General features: G+C 68.1%; 16 protein-coding genes. 12 read left to right on the top strand and 4 right to left on the bottom strand.

Annotation, left to right across the window (positions count from 1 at the left end; genetic code table 11):
- Nucleotides 1-31: 31 nt before the first annotated feature.
- The 3 genes from BM060_RS05570 to BM060_RS05560 all read left to right on the top strand — a co-directional run bounded on the left by BM060_RS05570 (nt 32) and on the right by BM060_RS05560 (nt 2863).
- Nucleotides 32-514 (top strand): disulfide bond formation protein B, encoded by a 483-nt coding sequence (locus tag BM060_RS05570; RefSeq protein WP_074978039.1) that lies wholly within the window; start codon nt 32-34, stop codon nt 512-514.
- A 246-nt stretch (nt 515-760) separates the two neighbouring features.
- Nucleotides 761-1228, top strand: a complete 468-nt coding sequence (locus BM060_RS05565; RefSeq protein WP_074978036.1) for an Rsd/AlgQ family anti-sigma factor — start codon at nt 761-763, stop codon at nt 1226-1228.
- A gap of 324 nt (nt 1229-1552) precedes the next feature.
- A complete protein-coding gene (locus BM060_RS05560) occupies nt 1553-2863 on the top strand; it encodes an AlgP family protein (protein WP_074978033.1) in 1311 nt (436 codons plus the stop codon).
- Here the strand turns inward: BM060_RS05560 and BM060_RS05555 are convergent.
- Entirely contained in the window at nt 2860-3333 is a 474-nt protein-coding gene (locus BM060_RS05555; RefSeq protein ID WP_074978031.1) for a TIGR02444 family protein, read from the bottom strand. The two genes, BM060_RS05560 and BM060_RS05555, sit on opposite strands and share 4 nt — an antisense overlap.
- 47 nt (nt 3334-3380) lie before the next feature.
- Between BM060_RS05555 and BM060_RS05550 the strand changes: the two genes are divergently transcribed.
- The 6 genes from BM060_RS05550 to BM060_RS05525 all read left to right on the top strand — a co-directional run bounded on the left by BM060_RS05550 (nt 3381) and on the right by BM060_RS05525 (nt 10142).
- The gene (locus BM060_RS05550) at nt 3381-5294 is read left to right on the top strand and encodes an ATP-binding cassette domain-containing protein (RefSeq protein ID WP_074978029.1); all 1914 of its coding nucleotides are present in this window, start codon (nt 3381-3383) and stop codon (nt 5292-5294) included.
- The gene (locus tag BM060_RS05545) at nt 5294-5854 is read left to right on the top strand and encodes a mechanosensitive ion channel family protein (RefSeq protein ID WP_074978026.1); all 561 of its coding nucleotides are present in this window, start codon (nt 5294-5296) and stop codon (nt 5852-5854) included. The genes BM060_RS05550 and BM060_RS05545 overlap by 1 nt, the downstream gene beginning before the upstream one ends.
- Nucleotides 5855-5893: 39 nt before the next feature.
- Nucleotides 5894-6652, top strand: a complete 759-nt coding sequence (locus tag BM060_RS05540) for a TerC family protein (protein ID WP_074978023.1) — start codon at nt 5894-5896, stop codon at nt 6650-6652.
- A 366-nt stretch (nt 6653-7018) separates the two neighbouring features.
- Entirely contained in the window at nt 7019-7648 is a 630-nt protein-coding gene (locus BM060_RS05535; RefSeq protein ID WP_074978020.1) for a LysE family transporter, read from the top strand.
- 77 nt (nt 7649-7725) lie between these two features.
- Complete coding sequence (locus tag BM060_RS05530; RefSeq protein WP_074978019.1) at nt 7726-9621, top strand: cytochrome c/FTR1 family iron permease; 1896 nt, start codon at nt 7726-7728, stop codon at nt 9619-9621.
- A gap of 68 nt (nt 9622-9689) precedes the next feature.
- Nucleotides 9690-10142, top strand: coding sequence for a YaiI/YqxD family protein (locus BM060_RS05525; protein ID WP_074978018.1), 453 nt, complete (start codon nt 9690-9692; stop codon nt 10140-10142).
- A 99-nt stretch (nt 10143-10241) separates the two neighbouring features.
- Here BM060_RS05525 and elbB read toward each other — a convergent pair whose 3' ends face one another.
- Nucleotides 10242-10895 (bottom strand): isoprenoid biosynthesis glyoxalase ElbB, encoded by a 654-nt coding sequence (gene elbB / locus BM060_RS05520; RefSeq protein ID WP_074978017.1) that lies wholly within the window; start codon nt 10893-10895, stop codon nt 10242-10244.
- 142 nt (nt 10896-11037) lie between these two features.
- On the opposite strand from elbB, the gene BM060_RS05515 reads away from it, so the two are divergent.
- Entirely contained in the window at nt 11038-12276 is a 1239-nt protein-coding gene (locus BM060_RS05515) for a sterol desaturase family protein (RefSeq protein WP_074978016.1), read from the top strand.
- Here the strand turns inward: BM060_RS05515 and BM060_RS05510 are convergent, their stop codons facing one another.
- Entirely contained in the window at nt 12277-12840 is a 564-nt protein-coding gene (locus BM060_RS05510; protein ID WP_099049022.1) for a DedA family protein, read from the bottom strand. It lies immediately after the preceding gene.
- Between the two features lie 244 nt (nt 12841-13084).
- On the opposite strand from BM060_RS05510, the gene hemB reads away from it, so the two are divergent.
- Together hemB and ppk1 are read left to right on the top strand one after the other, a co-directional pair.
- Nucleotides 13085-14098, top strand: coding sequence for a porphobilinogen synthase (gene hemB, locus BM060_RS05505; protein ID WP_074978014.1), 1014 nt, complete (start codon nt 13085-13087; stop codon nt 14096-14098).
- A gap of 22 nt (nt 14099-14120) precedes the next feature.
- Nucleotides 14121-16331, top strand: a complete 2211-nt coding sequence (gene ppk1, locus BM060_RS05500) for a polyphosphate kinase 1 (RefSeq protein WP_074978012.1) — start codon at nt 14121-14123, stop codon at nt 16329-16331.
- Nucleotides 16332-16791: 460 nt separating this feature from the next.
- Here the strand turns inward: ppk1 and ppx are convergent, their stop codons facing one another.
- A complete protein-coding gene (gene ppx / locus BM060_RS05495) occupies nt 16792-18294 on the bottom strand; it encodes an exopolyphosphatase (protein ID WP_074978009.1) in 1503 nt (500 codons plus the stop codon).
- Nucleotides 18295-18304: the final 10 nt, after the last annotated feature.

Here is an 18304-nt window from a genome sequence, read left to right as displayed (position 1 = left end):
TTTCCGAAAATGCCGTGCCACTGGAGCCGCCATGAACCTGGCCAGCCCGCGTTCCCTGTTCTTCCTCGCCTTCCTCGCCTGCGCCGCCATGCTTGGCGCCGGTTTCTACCTGCAGTACGTCGTTGGCCTGGAACCCTGCCCACTGTGCATCGTGCAGCGCATCTTCTTCGCCGGCGCCGGGCTGTTCTCGCTGATCGCCGCGCTGCATGGCCGCGGCCGGCGCATCTACTCGGTGCTGGTGCTGCTCTGCTCGCTGGGCGGCGCCGCTACCGCCGGCCGGCAGATCTGGCTGCAGACCCTGCCGCCGGACCAGCTGCCTTCCTGCCTGCCGCCGCTGGACTACATGATGCAGACCATGCCCTACGCGGACATCCTCTGGACCATGTTCCACGGCTCGGCCGACTGCGCCGAGGTGACCTGGACGCTGCTCAGCCTGAGCATCCCGGAGTGGAGCCTGCTGGCCTTCGTCGGCTTCGCCCTGTTCGCCGTCTTCCAGTTTCTGCGCCGCGGCTGATCGCCGCGCGGCGGCAGAACTGTCCTACGGCGCGAAGCCAGCGCCGCCGCGGGCTGCCGATTAAACGCTCGTATGAATTTTCCCGCGAAAGGTGTCTTGAAGCGGACATCCCGTGGGCATACTCTGGTCTTCCGCACCGCCGGGATTCCGCCATCAGAGCGGTAGAACGCCGGCGAGTGCCCGCATTCGACAGAGAATTGTCCCGCCGTGGAACCGCCGGGACAGGCCGAGGGAAGCGAGGACAAGATGCTCGAGAGCTGCCGCAATGCCCAGGAACGTTGGGGAGGCGTCCACCAGCTGATCGACCGCTGGTTGCGTGACCGCCAGGAACTCATCCAGGCCTTCGATTCGCTATCCGGGCCCCAGGCGCCCGCCGTCAACGGCGAGGGGCTGGAGAACTTCTGCCAGCGACTGCTGGACTACGTCTCCGCTGGCCACTTCGAGGTCTACGAACAGCTGATGGACGAGGCCAAGGCCTTTGGCGATGCGCGTGGCCTGGAACTGGCCAAGCAGATCTACCCGCGCCTGGAAGCCATCACCGCGTCCGCGCTGAACTTCAACGATCGCTGCGACAATGGCGATTGCCGCGAAGGCACCTGCCTCACCAGCGAGTTGAAGCTGCTGTGCCAACAGCTTCACGAGCGTTTCGAGCTGGAAGATTGCCTGATCGAGGTGCTGCACAACGCCCACGAACAGCGCACGGTCACCGCCTGATTTTGGCGGGCGGGAAAAGGGGCGCTGTCCTTGCGGACGCGCCCTTTTTTCATGCCTGCGAAAACCTCGTTGAGATGGCTGTAAGCCACGTACCACGTGGCTTACAGCCTTTCGGTAAGTTCCGCCTGACGGCCTCGTGGCGGCAGTCTGTGGCGTCGTTGGCGAGGGGGTCGCTGGAGATAGCGTGTCCGCGGGCTGCTCTCCGGCCTGTGGAAAAACGGCTGCAGATTGTGCCTGGCGCGGGTTTCAGCTTTATGGGGGCGTTGGCGAGAGGGCCTGCGCGGGTCTAGTATGGGCGCAACCACGTACGCCAGGAGGCACGTCATGTCGGCCAACAAGAAACCTGTCACCACCCCTTTGCATCTGCTGCAGCAACTTTCCAACAGTCTGATCGAGCATCTGGAGACCGCCTGCAAGCAGGCCCTGGTGGACTCCGAGAAACTGCACGCCAAGCTGGAAAAGCAACGTGCCAAAGCGCAGGACAAACTGCACAAGGCACGCACCAAACTGCAGGAAGCAGGCAAGGCCGGGAAGGCCAAGGCACAAGCCAAGGCCAAGGCCGGCATCGCAGAGCTGGAAGAGGTGCTGGAAACTCTGAAGAGCCGCCAGGCGGAAACCCGCACCTACATCGCCAACCTCAAGCGTGACGTCCAGGAAAGCCTGAAGCTGGCCCAGGGCGTGAGCAAGGTGAAGGAAGCGGTCGGTAAGTCGCTGTCCAGCCGCAAGCCCGTTGCCGCCGCCAAGCCCGTCGCCGCCAAGCCGGTGGTCAAGGCTGCCGCTGCCAAGCCTGCCGCCAAACCGGCCGCCAAGGCCGTTGCCGCCAAGCCGGCTGCCAAGCCTGCTGCTGCGAAGCCTGCCGCCAAACCGGCTGCCAAGGCTGCTGCCGCGAAGCCCGCCGCCAAGCCGGCTGCTAAAACTGCTGCTGCGAAGCCCGCCGCTAAACCGGCTGCCAAAGCTGCCGCTGCGAAGCCCGCCGCGAAGCCGGCTGCCAAAGCTGCTGCCGCGAAGCCCGCCGCCAAGCCGGCTGCCAAAGCTGCTGCTGCGAAGCCTGCCGCCAAACCGGCTGCCAAGGCTGCCGCCGCGAAGCCCGCCGCCAAACCGGCTGCCAAGCCCGCTGCTGCGAAGCCCGCCGCCAAACCGGCTGCCAAGCCCGCTGCTGCGAAGCCCGCCGCCAAACCGGCTGCCAAGCCTGCCGCTGCGAAGCCTGCTGCCAAACCGGCCGCCAAGCCTGCTGCTGCGAAGCCTGCCGCCAAACCGGCTGCCAAGCCCGCCGCTGTGAAGCCTGCTGCCAAACCGGCCGCCAAGCCTGCTGCTGCGAAGCCCGCCGCCAAACCGGCTGCCAAGCCTGCCGCTGCGAAGCCTGCTGCCAAACCGGCCGCCAAGCCTGCTGCTGCGAAGCCCGCCGCCAAACCGGCTGCCAAGCCTGCCGCTGCGAAGCCTGCTGCCAAACCGGCCGCCAAGCCCGCCGCTGCGAAGCCCGCGGCCAAGCCCGCCGTCGCCGCCAAGCCTGCAGCTCCGGCCGCTACCCCGGCTGCTCCCGCTGCCCCGGCCGCGTCGACCGCTCCGGTCGCCAGTGCCGCACCGGCTCCGGTAGCGCCGAGCGCTCCGACCGCCACTCCGAGCAGCGCTTCCTAAGACGCCGCTCGCGAAGCCGCCGCGGTGCGCAGCTGTTGCAGCGCACTGCGGCGAGCCTTCCCTGCCTCGCCGGCGCAGCCCTGCAGCCAGGCGTCCAGTTCGTCCCTTCCCGCTTCCGTCCAGTCCCGTCCCGCTTCCGCCAGCCGTTCCAGTTGCAGGCGTTCGGCGCGCAGCTCCAGCGTTTTCAGGGTTTCCCGCAATTTCTCCAGGTGGGCGTCGTTCCGTGCCGCGGTCTTCCACTGCTGGCGTAGCGTCCGCAGCGGCTTCACCACCTCGCGTTGCCAGTTGGCGGAGGCCTTCGCCAGGGTATCCAGGCGTTGTCCGGAGCAGGCCCGGCCACAGGCGGCGAACCAGGCCCCGGCCAGCAGCAGGCAGACGTCGGCGCCGGCTTCCTGCAAGTCCAGGCAGGCCGCCTCGACGCCCGGCTGCGCATAGAGGTCGAGGGCAAACGACCAGATATCTTCTGTCATAGGGCTCCCACAGCGGTTGCGCGGCGAAGCTGATAAACTCCGCCGCCATGATTCGACTACAAAATCTTACGCTACAGCGTGGCCCCCAGCGCTTGCTGGAAGGTGCCGAACTGACCTTGCATGCTGGCCAGAAAGTCGGCCTGATCGGCGCCAACGGCGCCGGCAAGTCGAGCCTGTTCGCCCTGCTGCGTGGCCAGCTCGGCCAGGACGCCGGCGACTACCGGATTCCCGCCGACTGGCGCATCGCGCACATGCGCCAGGAGGTGGACACCCTCGAGCGCCAGGCCGTGGACTACGTCCTCGACGGCGACGTGCGCCTGCGCGAGATCCAGGCGCAGCTGGCCGCCGCCGAGAACGCCCATGACGGCGCCGCCGTGGCGCGCCTGCACACCGAACTGGACAACGCCGACGGCTACACCGCCGACGCGCGGGCGCGCAAGCTGCTGGCCGGCCTGGGCTTCACCGCCGAGCAGATGGAGCGCCGCGTCGGCGACTTCTCCGGCGGCTGGCGGATGCGCCTGAACCTGGCCCAGGCGCTGATGTGCCCGTCCGAACTGCTGCTGCTCGACGAACCCACCAACCACCTCGACCTCGACGCCATCCTCTGGCTGGAGGAGTGGCTGAAGGGCTACCCGGGCACGCTCATCCTCATCTCCCACGACCGCGACTTCCTCGACGCCGTGGTCGACCACGTGGCGCACCTCGAACAGCGCAAGCTGACGCTCTACCGCGGCGGCTACTCGGCCTTCGAGCGCACCCGCGCCGAGCGCCTGGCGCAGCAGCAGCAGGCCTACGAGAAGCAACAGGCGCAGCGCGCCCACATGGAAAAGTACATCGCCCGCTTCCGCGCCCAGGCCACCAAGGCGCGCCAGGCGCAGAGCCGCATCAAGGCCCTGGAACGCCTGGAGGAGCTGGCCCCGGCCCACGTCGATTCGCCGTTCGACTTCGTCTTCCGCGAGTCGGACAAGATTTCCAGCCCGCTGCTCGACCTGTCCGAGGCGCGCCTGGGCTATGGTGAGAAGACGGTGCTGGAGAAGGTCAAGCTGCAACTGGTGCCCGGCGCGCGCATCGGCCTGCTGGGCCCCAACGGCGCCGGCAAGTCGACGCTGATCAAGACCCTCTCCGGCGACCTGCCGCTGCTCGGCGGACACCTGGCGCGCGGCGAGAACCTCGCCATCGGCTACTTCGCCCAGCACCAGCTCGACTCGCTGGACGCCAAGGCCAGCCCGCTGCTGCACCTGCAGCGCATCGCCCCGGGCGAGCGCGAGCAGACCCTGCGTGACTTCCTCGGCGGCTTCGACTTCCGCGGCGCGCGCTGCGACGAGCCGGTGCTGAACTTCTCCGGTGGCGAGAAGGCGCGCCTGGCGCTGGCGCTGATCGCCTGGCAGAAGCCCAACCTGTTGCTGCTCGACGAACCGACCAACCACCTCGACCTGGAGATGCGCCTGGCCCTGACCATGGCCCTGCAGGAGTTCTCCGGGGCGGTGGTGGTGGTGTCCCACGATCGCCATCTGCTCAAGAGCACCACCGACCAGTTCCTGCTGGTGGCCGACGGCCGCGTGCAGGACTTCGACGGCGACCTCGACGACTACGCCCGCTGGCTGGTGGACTTCCGCGCGCGTCAGGCGCCGGTCGCCAATGCCGGCGCGGCGGCCGCCGAGAAGACCGACAAGCGCGCCCAGCGCCAGGCCGCCGCCGCATTGCGCCAGCAACTGGCGCCGCACAAGCGCGAGGCGGACAAGCTGGAGAAGGAGCTGGGCGGCTTGCACGAGAAGCTCGCCGCGCTGGAAGAAAAGCTCGGCGACAGCGCCCTCTACGAGAATGCGCGCAAGGACGAGCTGCGTGACCTGCTGGCCCAGCAGGCGGCGCTCAAGACGCGCGAGGCCGAGGTCGAGGAAGCCTGGCTGGTGGCCCTGGAAACCCTGGAGAACCTCCAGGCCCAACTCGAAGGGGCCGAGTGATGGAAGACCTGCCGCTGCTCGTCGCCTGGAGCGATCCGTTGCTGCGCGGCCTGCAGATCATCCTCATCCTGCTGCTGGCCTGGGTGCTGCAGCGCATGGTGGCGCGCGGGCTGAACCGCCTGGCCCTGCGCTACCCGATCCCCCACGAACTGCTGCTGCCGCTGCGTGGCGGCCTGCGCTGGCTGATCATGGGCTCGGCGCTGATGATGGTGCTGGAGCGCCTGGGGGTTTCCGCCCAGGTGCTGTGGACCGCGCTGACCGGCTTCGTCGCGGTCGCCGCGGTGGCCTTCTTCGCCATCTGGAGCGTGCTCTCCAACCTGTTCTGCGCGGTGCTGATCTTCACCGTCGGGCCGTTCCGCCTGGGCGACCTGGTGGAGGTCATCGAGTCGGCCGACAAGCCCGGCGTGAAGGGCCGCGTCAGCGCCATCAACCTGCTCTACACCACCCTCGAGGAAACCTTCGAGGACGGCACCAGCGCCCTGCTGCAGGTGCCCAATAGCCTGTTCTTCCAGAAGGCCATCCGGCGCTGGAAAGGGCCCGGGCTGAGCAGCGGAAGATAACAACCACAACCCCTGTTCCCACACGGATACCCACGCACTATGGAATGGCTCGCTAGCCCTGAAATCTGGGTTGCCTTTCTGACCCTGACCGCCCTGGAGATCGTCCTGGGCATCGACAACATCATCTTCATCTCCATCCTGGTCAGCCGCCTGCCGGCGGCGCAGCAGCCCAAGGCGCGGTTCTTCGGCCTGGCGCTGGCGATGGGTACGCGGATTCTCCTGCTGCTGTCGATCACCTGGGTGATGCGCCTGACCGCCGACCTCTTCGAGGTGTTCGGCCAGGGCGTTTCCGGGCGCGACCTGATCCTGTTCTTCGGCGGCCTGTTCCTGCTGTTCAAGAGCACCATGGAGATCTACCACAGCCTGGAAGGCGCCGAGGAAGGCGGGCAGGGCAGCGCCAAGAGCCGCGGCTTCATGGCGGTGATCGTGCAGATCGCGATCATCGACATCATCTTCTCCCTGGACTCGGTGATCACCGCCGTGGGCCTGGTGCAGAACGTACCGGTGATGATCGCCGCCATCGTCATCTCGGTCGGCGTGATGATGCTCGCCGCCGGCACCATCAGCGACTTCATCGACAAGCACCCGTCGCTGAAGATGCTGGCGCTGTCGTTCCTCATCGTGGTCGGCACCGTGCTGGTGGCCGAGGCCTTCGAGGTCCACGTGCCCAAGGGCTACGTCTACTTCGCCATGGCCTTCTCGCTGGCGGTGGAAGCCCTCAACATCCGCCTGCGCGGCGCCCTGGCGCGCAAGCGCGGCGAAGAGCCGGTGAAACTGCGCAAGGACCTGCCGAGCTGATCGGCCGGCTCCGCGCCGGGCTTCCTCCACACCTGTAGGAGCGGGCCCTGCCCGCGATTCGCGCGCAGGGCGCGCTCCTACAGGGGAATGCCGGAGGTATCGGCGCGATTCGCGGATGAGATCCACTCCTACGTTGTTTTCTGGGTTATTCCCCTTCGGGCCAGCGCAAGCGCTGTTCGCGATGGAGCCGCGTCCCGCGTTCGCGGGAATGACGGGATTAAGATTCGTGTTTTCCGACGTCATTCCCGCGAACGCGGGAACCCAATAGACAGTCGCTCCTACGGACTTCGTCGGCGCCCTACACGGCAACGTGCGACTCGGGCACACTGGTTACCCGTAACAAGATTTTTCGCCACGAGGTCCACCATGCTCGCCAGTACCTGGTTCGCCTTCTTCATCGCCTGCTGGGTGATCAGCCTGTCGCCCGGCGCCGGGGCCATCGCCTCGATGTCCTGCGGCCTGCAGTACGGCTTCTGGCGCGGCTACTGGAACGCCCTGGGCCTGCAGATCGGCCTGGCCCTGCAGATCGCCGTGGTCGCCGCCGGCGTCGGCGCGCTGCTGGCCACCTCGGCGCTGGCCTTCAGCGTCATCAAGTGGTTCGGCGTGGTCTACCTGGCCTACCTCGCCTGGCGCCAGTGGAGCGCCGCCCCGCAGGTGATGCAGGCCGACGCCGAGCGCCCCATCGGCCGCCCGCTGAGCCTGGTGCTGCGCGGCTTCCTGGTCAACGCCAGCAACCCCAAGGCGGTGATCTTCATGCTCGCCGTGCTGCCGCAGTTCGTCGACCCGCACCGGCCGATGGCGATGCAGTACGTGATCATGGGCGCCACCATGATCTGCGTCGACCTGATCGTCATGGCCGGCTACACCGGGCTGGCCGCGCGGGTGCTGCGCGCGCTGCGCTCGCCGCGCCAGCGGCGGCTGATGAACCGCACCTTCGCCAGCCTGTTCCTCGGCGCCGCCGCGCTGCTGGCCACCGTCCGCCGCGCCCCGGTGTGAAGCCGACGGGCGCCGCCTAGGCGCCCGAATAGTGGCGGAGTAGTATTGGCGCCCTCCATTCTCATTCGCCTTCCGCCATGCGCCTTCCAACGCTTCTCATCTGGCTGCTGCCGCTGCTTTGCGGCGCCAGCCTCACGGCCCTGGCCGACGCGCCGGTCGACCCCTCCCAGGCCCTGCACCTGCTGAGCTACCTGGCAGCCGACTATCCGCCGACGGTGAACGCCGGGCAGGTGCTCGACGCCGCCGAATACAAGGAACAACTGGAGTTCGCCGGCCAGCTGCAGGCGCTGCTGCTGGCCTTGCCGGCGCGCCCCGAGCGGGCCGAGCTGGAGCGCGAGGTGGCCGGCCTGCGCCGCGCCATCGAGCAGCGCCAGCCCGGCGCCCTGGTGGCGCAGCAGGCGCGGCACCTGGAAGCGCGACTGGCGGATGTCTACCAGGTGGTGCAGACCCCCGCCATCACCCCCGACCCGGCCCGCGGCGCGCCCCTCTTCGCCCAGCAGTGCTCGATCTGCCATGGCGACGCCGGCAAGGGCGACGGCCCGGCGGGCATCGGCCTGCAGCCGCCGCCGGCCGACCTCACGGCCCGCGCGCGCCTGGACCAGCTGAGCCTCTACGACCTGCGCACGGTGATCGGCCTGGGCATCGCCGGCACCGACATGCCGGCCTTCGCCGACCAGCTGGACGAGCGCCAGCGCTGGGACCTGGCCGCCTACGTGGCCGGCCTGAGCGCCGCCGAGGCCCAGCCCGACGGCGCCCACGCCTACCCGCTGGCGAGCCTGGCCACCCAGACCCCGGCCGAAGTGGCCGCCCGTGACGGCGACGCCGCCGCGCAGAGCTTCCGCGCCCTGCGCGCCCACCCGCCGCTGGAACACCGCGGCCCGGCGCAACTGATCGACTACACCGCCGCGACCCTCGACAAGAGCTTCGCCATCTACCGCCAGGGCGACCACGACCAGGCCTACGACCTCTCGGTCGCCGCCTATCTGGAAGGTTTCGAACTGGTGGAAAGCTCGCTGGACAACGTCGACGCCACCCTGCGCAAGGCCACCGAGAAAGAACTCATGGCCTACCGCCAGACGCTGCGCGACGGCCTGCCCGAAGCCCAGGTGGCGCAGCAGCTGGAGCGCGCCAAGGGCAAGCTTGGCGAAGCCGCCAAGGCACTCAGCGGCGACTCCCTGAGCAGCACCATCAGCTTCGTCTCGGCCCTGCTGATCCTGCTGCGCGAGGGCGTGGAAGCCATCCTGGTGCTCGCCGCCATCCTCGCCTTCCTGCGCAACACCGGGCAGGAAGCCGCCACTCGCGGCGTGCACGTCGGCTGGGGCCTGGCCTTCGTCGCCGGCTTCGCCACCTGGGCGCTGGCGGCCTACGTGATCGACATCGGCGGCGCCCAGCGCGAGCTGATGGAGGGCTTCACCTCGCTGTTTGCCTGCGTGATGGTGCTCTGGCTCGGCGTGTGGATGCACGACCGCCGCCACGCCGCGGCCTGGCAGGACTACATCCGCAGCAGCCTGGTGGGCGGCGGCGGGCGCTTCGGCTTCGCCGTGCTGGCGTTCTTCTCGGTGTACCGCGAGCTGTTCGAGGTCATCCTGTTCTACGAAACCCTCTGGCTGCAGGCCGGCCCGGCCGGGCACCAGGCTGTCATCGCCGGCGCCGGCTGCGCCGCGGTGCTGCTGGTCGGCCTGGCCTGGGTGATCCTGCGCGGCTCGGCGAAACTGCCGCTGAAGCTGTTCTTCACCGTCAACGCCGCGCTGCTCTGCGCGCTCTCGGTGGTGTTCGCCGGGCACGGCGTGGTGGCCCTGCAGGAAGCCGGGGTGATCGGCACCCGTCCGGTGCCCTTCTTCGACTTCGACTGGCTGGGCATCAAGGCCGACGCCTACTCGCTATCGGCCCAGGCCCTGGCGCTGCTGGCGGTGGCCGTGCTCTACGGGCGCAGCCTGCTGGCGGAGAAACGCAAGGCCGCGGCGCTGCCCTGAGGCGGCGCGCGGCAAACCCCGACGGCCAGTGTGATACTGGCCGTCGTCATTTTCGGGAAACGAGTCCGATGCGTATCTGGATCGATGCCGACGCCTGCCCGCGCGCGGCGAAGGAACTGGTGGCGAAGTTCGCCCTGAAGCGCAAGCTGGAAGTGGTGATGGTCGCCGGCCAGCCGGTGGCCAAGCCGCCGTTCGCCTGCGTCAGCCTGGTGGTGGTGCCCAGCGGCATGGACGCCGCCGACGACTACCTGGTGGAGCAGGCCGAGCCGGGCGACCTGGTGATCTGCAGCGACGTGCCGCTGGCCGACCGCCTGGTGAAGAAGGGCGTGGACGCCCTGGACCCGCGCGGCCGCGAGTTCGACGCGAAGAACATGGGCGAACGCCTGGCCATGCGCAACCTGCTCACCGACCTGCGCGACCAGGGGCAGATGGGCGGCGGCCAGGCGCCTTATGGCGACAAGGATCGGCAGGCTTTCGCCAATGCGCTGGATCGGTTGTTGACGCGGTTGAGCAGAAGCTAAAAGAGACGCTGGAAGCTTGAAGCCGAAAGCTAGAAGCCGTACGACTTCCAGCCTCCAGCCTCCAGCCTCCAGCCTCCAGCCTCCAGCTCCAAGCCTGCCTTAGGCCAACTCCAGCACCCGATCCACCAGCTTGTTGATCCCGCTGGCCGCCTCGGCGATGTTCTGCGCCAGCATGTACGCCGGGGTGGTCACCAGCTTGTGGCGGCTGTCCTCGACTATCTCGTCCACCGGGCAGTCGACGTGCTTGGCGCCCATGCGGGTGAGGGCGGCGGCGGTGTCGGCGTCGCAGCCGATGGTGCATTCGATGCCCGGGCCGTAGATGCGCTCGGCCATGGCCGGGGCGATGCAGATCAGGCCCACCGGCTTGTGCGCGGCGGCGAAGGCCTTGGCCAGGGCCAGCACGTCCGACTCGACCTCGCACTGGTCGCCCTCGAAGGCGAAGTTGGACAGGTTCTTCGCTGCGCCGAAGCCGCCGGGGACGATGAGCGCGTCGAAGTCCTCGACCTTCGCCTCGCGCACGTCCTTGATCTCGCCGCGGGCGATGCGCGCGGATTCCACCAGCACGTTGCGGCTCTCCGGCATTTCCTCGCCGGTGAGGTGGTTGACCACGTGGTGCTGGGCGATGTCCGGGGCGAAGCACTGCACCTGCGCGCCGCGCTGGGACAGGCGCAGCAGGGTGATCACGCTTTCGTGGATCTCGGCGCCGTCGTAGACGCCGCAGCCGGAGAGGATGACGGCAACTTTCTTGTGCATGCAGGTACTCCTGGTTCGGGGTTGGCCGGTGGCGGCGACGTGGCTGTCGCCATATGCCGGCCGGGTTGTCACCGGCGGCCGTTGTAGCCGGGCGCCAGAGGACTAGGATCGGTATCCATAAGCATAACGATTCGGTCGCGCCATGAACTACATCCTCTTCGCGGTGCCGTTCTTCTTCCTGCTGATCGCGCTGGAGCTGTTGGCCGACCGCTGGCGCGGCACCTCCACCTATCGCCTGAGCGACGCCCTGAACAGCCTCAGCGCCGGGGTGCTGTCCACCACCAGCGGCCTGCTGACCAAGGGCATCGGCCTGGTCACCTACGTGTTCGCCTGGCAGCACCTGGCGCTCTTCGAGCTGTCCGCGCAAAGCGCCTGGGTCTGGGTGTTCGCCTTCGTCTTCTACGACTTCTGCTACTACTGGAACCACCGCCTGGGCCACGAGCGCAGCATCCTCTGGGCGGCCCACGCGGTGCACCACCAGAGCGAAGAATACAACCTCAGCACGGCGCTGCGGCAGACCAGCACGGGCTTCCTGTTCGGCTGGATCTTCTACCTGCCGATGGCTGTGGCCGGGGTGCCGCCGCTGGTGTTCGTCAGCGTGGCGGCGCTTAACCTGCTCTACCAGTTCTGGGTGCACACCCGGCACATTCCCAAGCTGGGCTGGTTCGAATGGTTCTTCGTCAGCCCGTCGAACCACCGCGTGCACCATGCGCAGAACCCCGTCTACATGGACCGTAACTACGGTGGCGTGTTCATCCTCTGGGACCGCCTGTTCGGCACCTTCCAGGAAGAGCTGGACGAGGAGCCGGTGGTGTTCGGCGTGACCGTGCCGCTGGCCAGCTGGAACCCGCTGTGGGCCAACCTGCAGGTCTATGCCGCGCTGTGGAACGACGCACGGCGGGCGGGCAACTGGTGGGACAAGCTGCGCATCTGGTTCATGCGCACCGGCTGGCGCCCGGCCGACGTGGCGGCGCGCTATCCGCTGCAGAAGCCCGACCTGGCCGCCTTCCGCAAGTTCGAAGTACCGCTGTCCCGCGGCCGGCAGTGGTACGCGACCGTGCAGTTCGCCGGCTACGTGGTCGGCGGCACTTTGCTGTTGGGGCTGGGGGAGGGCTGGCCGCTGCCGGCGCTGCTGCTGGGCTGGGCGTGGATGGCCTGCGGCCTGTTCGTCATCGGCGCCTGGCTGGAGAACCGCGCCTGGGCGCCACGGCTGGAAGGGCTGCGCCTGCTGCTGAACCTGCCCTGGGTGGCGATCACCGCCGCAGCGGCCGGCCTGGCGTTGCCGGGGTGGGCGCTGGCGCTGCTGGGCGCCCATGCCGCCCTCAGCCTGTTGGCGCTGTGGGGCCTGCGCCACGAGGGGCGGCAGGCGCAGCCGGCCTGATCAGTTGCCGTTGCGGCTGTTCTTGATGCGCCGGTGCAGCCACAGCAGCAGGCCGATGGCGAGCAGGCCGCCGAGGACCATGAGTTCGTACTTCTTGATGTTGCCCAGCACGCCTTCGAGCACGCTGCCGAAGTAGTACGCCGCCGAGCCGAGCGCGCTGGCCCAGACGATGGCGCCCAGGCCGTTGAGCAGCAGGTAGCGGCCCGGCGGATAGCCGGACAGGCCGATGGCCACCGGCATCACCGTGCGCAGGCCGTAGACGAAGCGGAAGCTCAGCACCCACAGGTCCGGGCGCCGCCGCACGTGCTCCAGGGCGCGGTCGCCGAGCTTCTGCCAGCGCGGCTTGCGCGCCAGCAGCTTGCGCCCGTGGCGGCGGCCGAGGAAGTACCAGAGCTGGTCGCCCGCGTAGCTGCCGAGGAAGGCCACGGCGATCACGTATTCGAGCTGCATGTAGCCGCGGAAGGCAAGGAAGCCGGCCAGCACCAGAATGGTCTCGCCCTCGAAGAAGGTGCCGAGGAACAGGGCCACATAGCCGAAATCCTGCAGGAATTGTTGGAGCATTATCGAGGCAACGCAGCAAAATGAACGCGCAGCCTAACGCGGTTGTCGTCCGGGGGGAAGGCACCTGCTGGCGGCTTGCTGGCCTTTGCATGGCCCGGGCCGCCTACTTTGGTCGTATGCTGCGGCTTCGGGCCCCTGCGACCGGTTGCCGCGACCCTGGGTCACTGTTACCCCTTGTTACCAATCGGTCATAATCCCGGACTATAACTGTCACACTGTGCCTGTTGTCCGGGCCTTGGAGTACGCCGTGAGCTTCATTTCCGCCGAACGTGCCTTCCCCTTCACCCGCCTGCGCCGCAACCGCCGCGACGAGTTCTCCCGTCGCCTGGTGCGCGAGAACGTGCTGAGCGTCGACGACCTCATCCTTCCGGTGTTCGTCCTCGACGGCAAGAACCAGCGCGAGGCCATCGCCTCGATGCCGGGCGTCGAGCGCCTGTCCATCGACCTGCTGCTGGAGGAAGCCGAGCAACTGGTGGAACTGGGCATCCCGGCGCTGGCGCTGTTCCCGGTCACGCCGCTGGAGAAGAAGTCCCTCGACGGCGCCGAGGCCTACAACCCCGAGGGCATCGCCCAGCGCGCCACCCGCGCCCTGCGCGAGCGCTTCCCGGAGCTGGGCATCATCACCGACGTGGCCCTGGACCCGTTCACCAGCCACGGCCAGGACGGCATCCTCGACGAGAACGGCTACGTGATGAACGACGAGTCGGTGGACGTGCTGGTCAAGCAGGCGCTGTCCCACGCCGAGGCCGGCGCCCAGGTGGTGGCCCCGTCGGACATGATGGACGGCCGCGTCGGCGCCATCCGCGAGGCGCTGGAGTCCACCGGGCACACCAACGTGCGCATCATGGCCTATTCGGCCAAGTACGCCAGCGCCTACTACGGCCCGTTCCGCGACGCGGTCGGCTCCGCCGCCAACCTCGGCAAGGGCAGCAAGGCCACCTACCAGATGGACCCGGGCAACAGCGACGAGGCGCTGCACGAGATCGCCGCCGACCTCGCCGAAGGCGCCGACATGATCATGGTCAAGCCGGGCATGCCCTACCTGGACATCGTCCGCCGGGCCAAGGACGAATTCCGCGCGCCGACCTTCGTCTACCAGGTCAGCGGCGAATACGCGATGCACATGGCGGCCATCGAGAATGGCTGGCTCAGCGAGGCGGTGATTCTCGAATCGCTGCTGGCCTTCAAGCGCGCCGGCGCTGATGGCATCCTGACCTACTTCGCCAAACGTGCGGCAGAACAACTGAAAAGGGGGCGCTGACGCCCCCGCGACGAGACTTGCGATGAATACCGAAGGCCAGAACGCTACCGACCTGATCGAAACCGAAGTGACTGTCAGCGAGACCCTGGAGACCGTCGAGGTCCCCGTGGTCGCCGAACCCCCCGTGGAGGCGCCCGCCGCCCCGGCGGTGGCGGTGAACGTCGACGACAGCGCCCTCTACATTCATCGCGAGCTGTCGCAGCTGCAGTTCAACATCCGTGTGCTGGAGCAGGCGCTGGACGAGTCCTACCCGCTGCTCGAACGCCTGAAGTTCCTGCTGATCTTCTCCAGCAACCTCGACGAGTTCTTCGAGATCCGCGTCGCCGGCCTGAAGAAGCAGATCACCTTCGCCCGCGAGCAGGCCGGCGCCGACGGCCTGCTGCCGCACCAGGCCCTGGCGCGGATCAGCGAGCAGGTGCACGAGCAGGTCGGCCGCCAGTACGCCATCCTCAACGACATCCTGCTGCCGGAGCTGGCCAAGCACGGCGTGCGCTTCATCCGCCGGCGCTACTGGACGCCGAAGATCAAGGCCTGGGTGCGGCGCTTCTTCCGCGACGAGATCGCCCCGATCATCACCCCCATCGGCCTCGACCCGACCCACCCGTTCCCGCTGCTGGTGAACAAGAGCCTGAACTTCGTGGTCGAGCTGGAGGGGATGGACGCCTTCGGCCGCGACTCCGGCCTTGCGATCATCCCGGCGCCGCGCTCGCTGCCGCGGATCATCCGCCTGCCCGAGGACGTGGCCGGGGAGGGCGACAACTATGTGTTCCTCTCCTCGATGATCCACGCCCACGCCGACGACCTGTTCTCCGGCATGAAGGTCAAGGGCTGCTACCAGTTCCGCCTGACGCGTAACGCCGACCTCTCGGTGGACGCCGAGGACGTCGAGGACCTGGCCCGCGCGCTGCGCGGCGAGCTGTTCTCGCGGCGCTACGGCGACGCCGTGCGCCTGGAGGTGGTGGACACCTGCCCGGCGCACCTGTCCAACTACCTGCTCAAGCAGTTCGGCCTGGCCGAGAGCGAACTGTACAAGGTCAGCGGCCCGGTCAACCTGACCCGCCTGTTCAGCGTCACCGGCCTGGCCAGCCATCCGGAGCTGCAGTACCCGCCGTTCACCCCGACCATTCCGAAGCTGCTGCAGAAGAAGGAGAACATGTTCGGCGTGCTGGCCAAGCTGGACGTGCTGCTGATGCACCCCTTCGAGTCCTTCACCCCGGTTGTGGACCTGCTGCGCCAGGCCGCCAAGGACCCGAACGTACTGGCCATCAAGCAGACCCTGTACCGTTCCGGGGCCAACTCGGAAATCGTCGACGCCCTGGTGGAGGCGGCGCGCAACGGCAAGGAGGTCACCGCGGTGATCGAGCTGCGCGCGCGCTTCGACGAGGAGTCCAACCTGCAACTGGCCAGCCGCCTGCAGCAGGCCGGCGCGGTGGTGATCTACGGCGTGGTCGGCTTCAAGACCCACGCCAAGATGATGCTCATCCTCCGCCGCGAGGACGGCGAGCTGCGCCGCTACGCGCACCTGGGCACCGGCAACTACCACGCCGGCAACGCCCGCCTGTACACCGACTACAGCCTGCTCACCGCCGACGTGGCGTTGTGCGAGGACCTGCACAAGCTGTTCAACCAACTGATCGGCATGGGCAAGACGCTGCGCATGAAGAAGCTGCTGCACGCGCCCTTCACGCTGAAGAAGAACCTGCTGGAGATGATCAACCGCGAGGCGGCCCAGGCCGCCGAAGGCAAGCCGGCGCACATCATGGCCAAGGTCAACTCGCTGACCGACCCGAAGGTCATCCGTGCGCTGTACAAGGCCAGCCAGGCGGGGGTGAAGATCGACCTGGTGGTGCGCGGCATGTGTTGCCTGCGCCCGGGCGTGCCGGGAGTGTCGCACAACATCCAGGTGCGCTCGATCATCGGCCGCTTCCTCGAGCACAGCCGCATCTACTACTTCCTCAACGGCGGCGACGAGAAGCTCTACCTCTCCAGCGCCGACTGGATGGAGCGCAACCTCGACATGCGCGTGGAGACCTGCTTCCCGGTGGAAGGCAAGAAGCTGGTGCAGCGGGTGAAGAAGGAGCTGGAGCTGTACCTGGCCGACAATACCCAGGCCTGGGTGCTGCAGCCCGATGGCAGCTACCAGCGCCTGAACCCCACCGGCAACCAGAACCCGCGCAACGCCCAGGCCATGCTGCTGGAGCGCCTGTGCACGCCGGTGATCAGCGCGCGCTGAGCCGCCCCGGCCCCGAAAAGCCCCGCCGCGCAAGCGCCGGGGCTTTTTCATGGGTTCATCACCCTTGTAGGAGCGAGCTTGCTCGCGAACCCGGGTCCGCAGCGGGGGCGGTTCGCGAGCAAGCTCGCTCCTACGAAAAGCGATTGCGCGGCAGGACGCGCTCCGGCATTGGGCGCGGCGTGAGGCGTTTCGTAGGAGCGGATCTCATCCGCGAATCGCGCCGGAGGTTGCGGCTATCGCGGAGAAGCTCCGCTCCTACGGTCCAGGTTGGTGCGGCTTCTTGTAGGAGCGGGCCCTGCCCGCGATTCGCGCGCAGGGCGCGCTCCTACAGGGGAATGGCGGGGGTGGGGCCGTGGCCGTCGTAGGATGGGTTGAGCGAAGCGATACCCATCACCAGCACCGCATGGGTTTCGCAGGCTCAACCCATCCTACGAAGAGCGCCTCGGCGCAGTCGGCTCCCTCAGCTCACGCTCAACTGGTACCCCACGCGCTGCAGCCAGCCGGCTTCCTGTTCGAAGTCGGCCTGGGTCAGCGGGTTGGCTTCCAGCCAGCCCTTGGGGAAGCGCACTTCCAGGCTCTTCGAACCCACCTTGAGGGTGACGTCCGGCATTTCCTGGGTGCCGCGGATGTGGTGGAAGAGGATGGCGAAGCGCAGCACGATGCACAGGCGGATCAGCTTGTCGCCCTCAGGGCCCAGCTCGGCGAAGCGGTCCGCCGGGATGTTGCGGCGATGGCCGCGCACCAGCAGCGCCAGCACCTGCTGGTCCTCGCGGGAGAAGCCGGCCAGGTCCGAGTGCTCGATCAGGTAGGCGCCGTGCTTGTGGTAGTGGTAGTGGGCGATGTCCAGGCCCAGCTCGTGGGTGCGCGCGGCCCAGCCGAGCAGCTCGCGGTGCCAGTCGTCCTGCAGGCTCCAGGGCTCGGCCACCTGCTCCAGCGCCTGGAGGGCCTTGGCCTCGACGCGGGCGGCCTGGTCGAGGTCGACGTGGTAGCGCTCGATCAGCGCGCTGATGGTGCGCTCGCGCACGTCTTCATGGTGATGGCGGCCGAGCAGGTCGTAGAGCACGCCTTCGCGCAGGGCGCCTTCGGAGTGGTGCATCTGCTTGAGGTCGAGCGCGTCGAACAGCGCTTCGACGATGGCCAGGCCGGCCGGGAAGATCGGCCGGCGGTCCGGCTTGATGCCGTCCAGGTCGAGCTTGTCCACGTCGCCCAGTTTCAGCACCTTGCGCTTGAGCCAGGCCAGGCCGTCGGGGTTGATCTCGCCGTTGCCGTGGCCGCCGGCCTGGATCGCCAGGCCCACCGCGCGGATGGTGCCGGAGGCGCCGAGGGCCTCGTCCCAGCCCAGGCGGCGCAGGCTGTTCTCGATGCCCATCAGTTCCAGGCGCGCCGAGGTGTAGGCCTGGGCGTAGCGGGCCGGGGTGATCTTGCCGTCCTTGAAATAGCGCTGGGTGTAGCTGACGCAGCCCATCTGCAGGCTCTCGCGCAGCTGCGATTCGAAGCGCTGGCCGATGATGAACTCGGTGCTGCCGCCGCCGATGTCGGCCACCAGGCGGCGCCCGGTGGTGTCCGGCAGGGTGTGCGAGACGCCCAGGTAGATCAGGCGCGCTTCCTCGCGGCCGGAGATGACTTCCACCGGGTGACCGAGGATTTCCTCGGCGCGGCGGGTGAATTCGTTGCGGTTGCGCGCCTCGCGCAGGGCGTTGGTGCCGACCACCCGCACCGAGCCCGGCGGCATGCCGTTGATCAGCTGGGCGAAGCGCCGCAGGCAGTCCAGGCCGCGCTGCATGGCTTCTTCGTTGAGCAGGCGGTCCTCGCCGATGCCGGCGGCCAGCTGGACCTTCTCGCCGAGCCGCTCGAGGATGCGGATCTCGCCATGATCGGCCTTGGCCAAAACCATGTGGAAGCTGTTGGAACCCAGGTCCAGGGCGGCGATCAGCGGGAAGGTCTTGGCGGGGGTATGGGGCATGGTGCGAAGG

Source organism: Pseudomonas citronellolis (assembly GCF_900112375.1).
Taxonomy (GTDB): domain Bacteria; phylum Pseudomonadota; class Gammaproteobacteria; order Pseudomonadales; family Pseudomonadaceae; genus Pseudomonas; species Pseudomonas citronellolis.
This window is presented reverse-complemented; position numbering and strand designations above follow the sequence as displayed.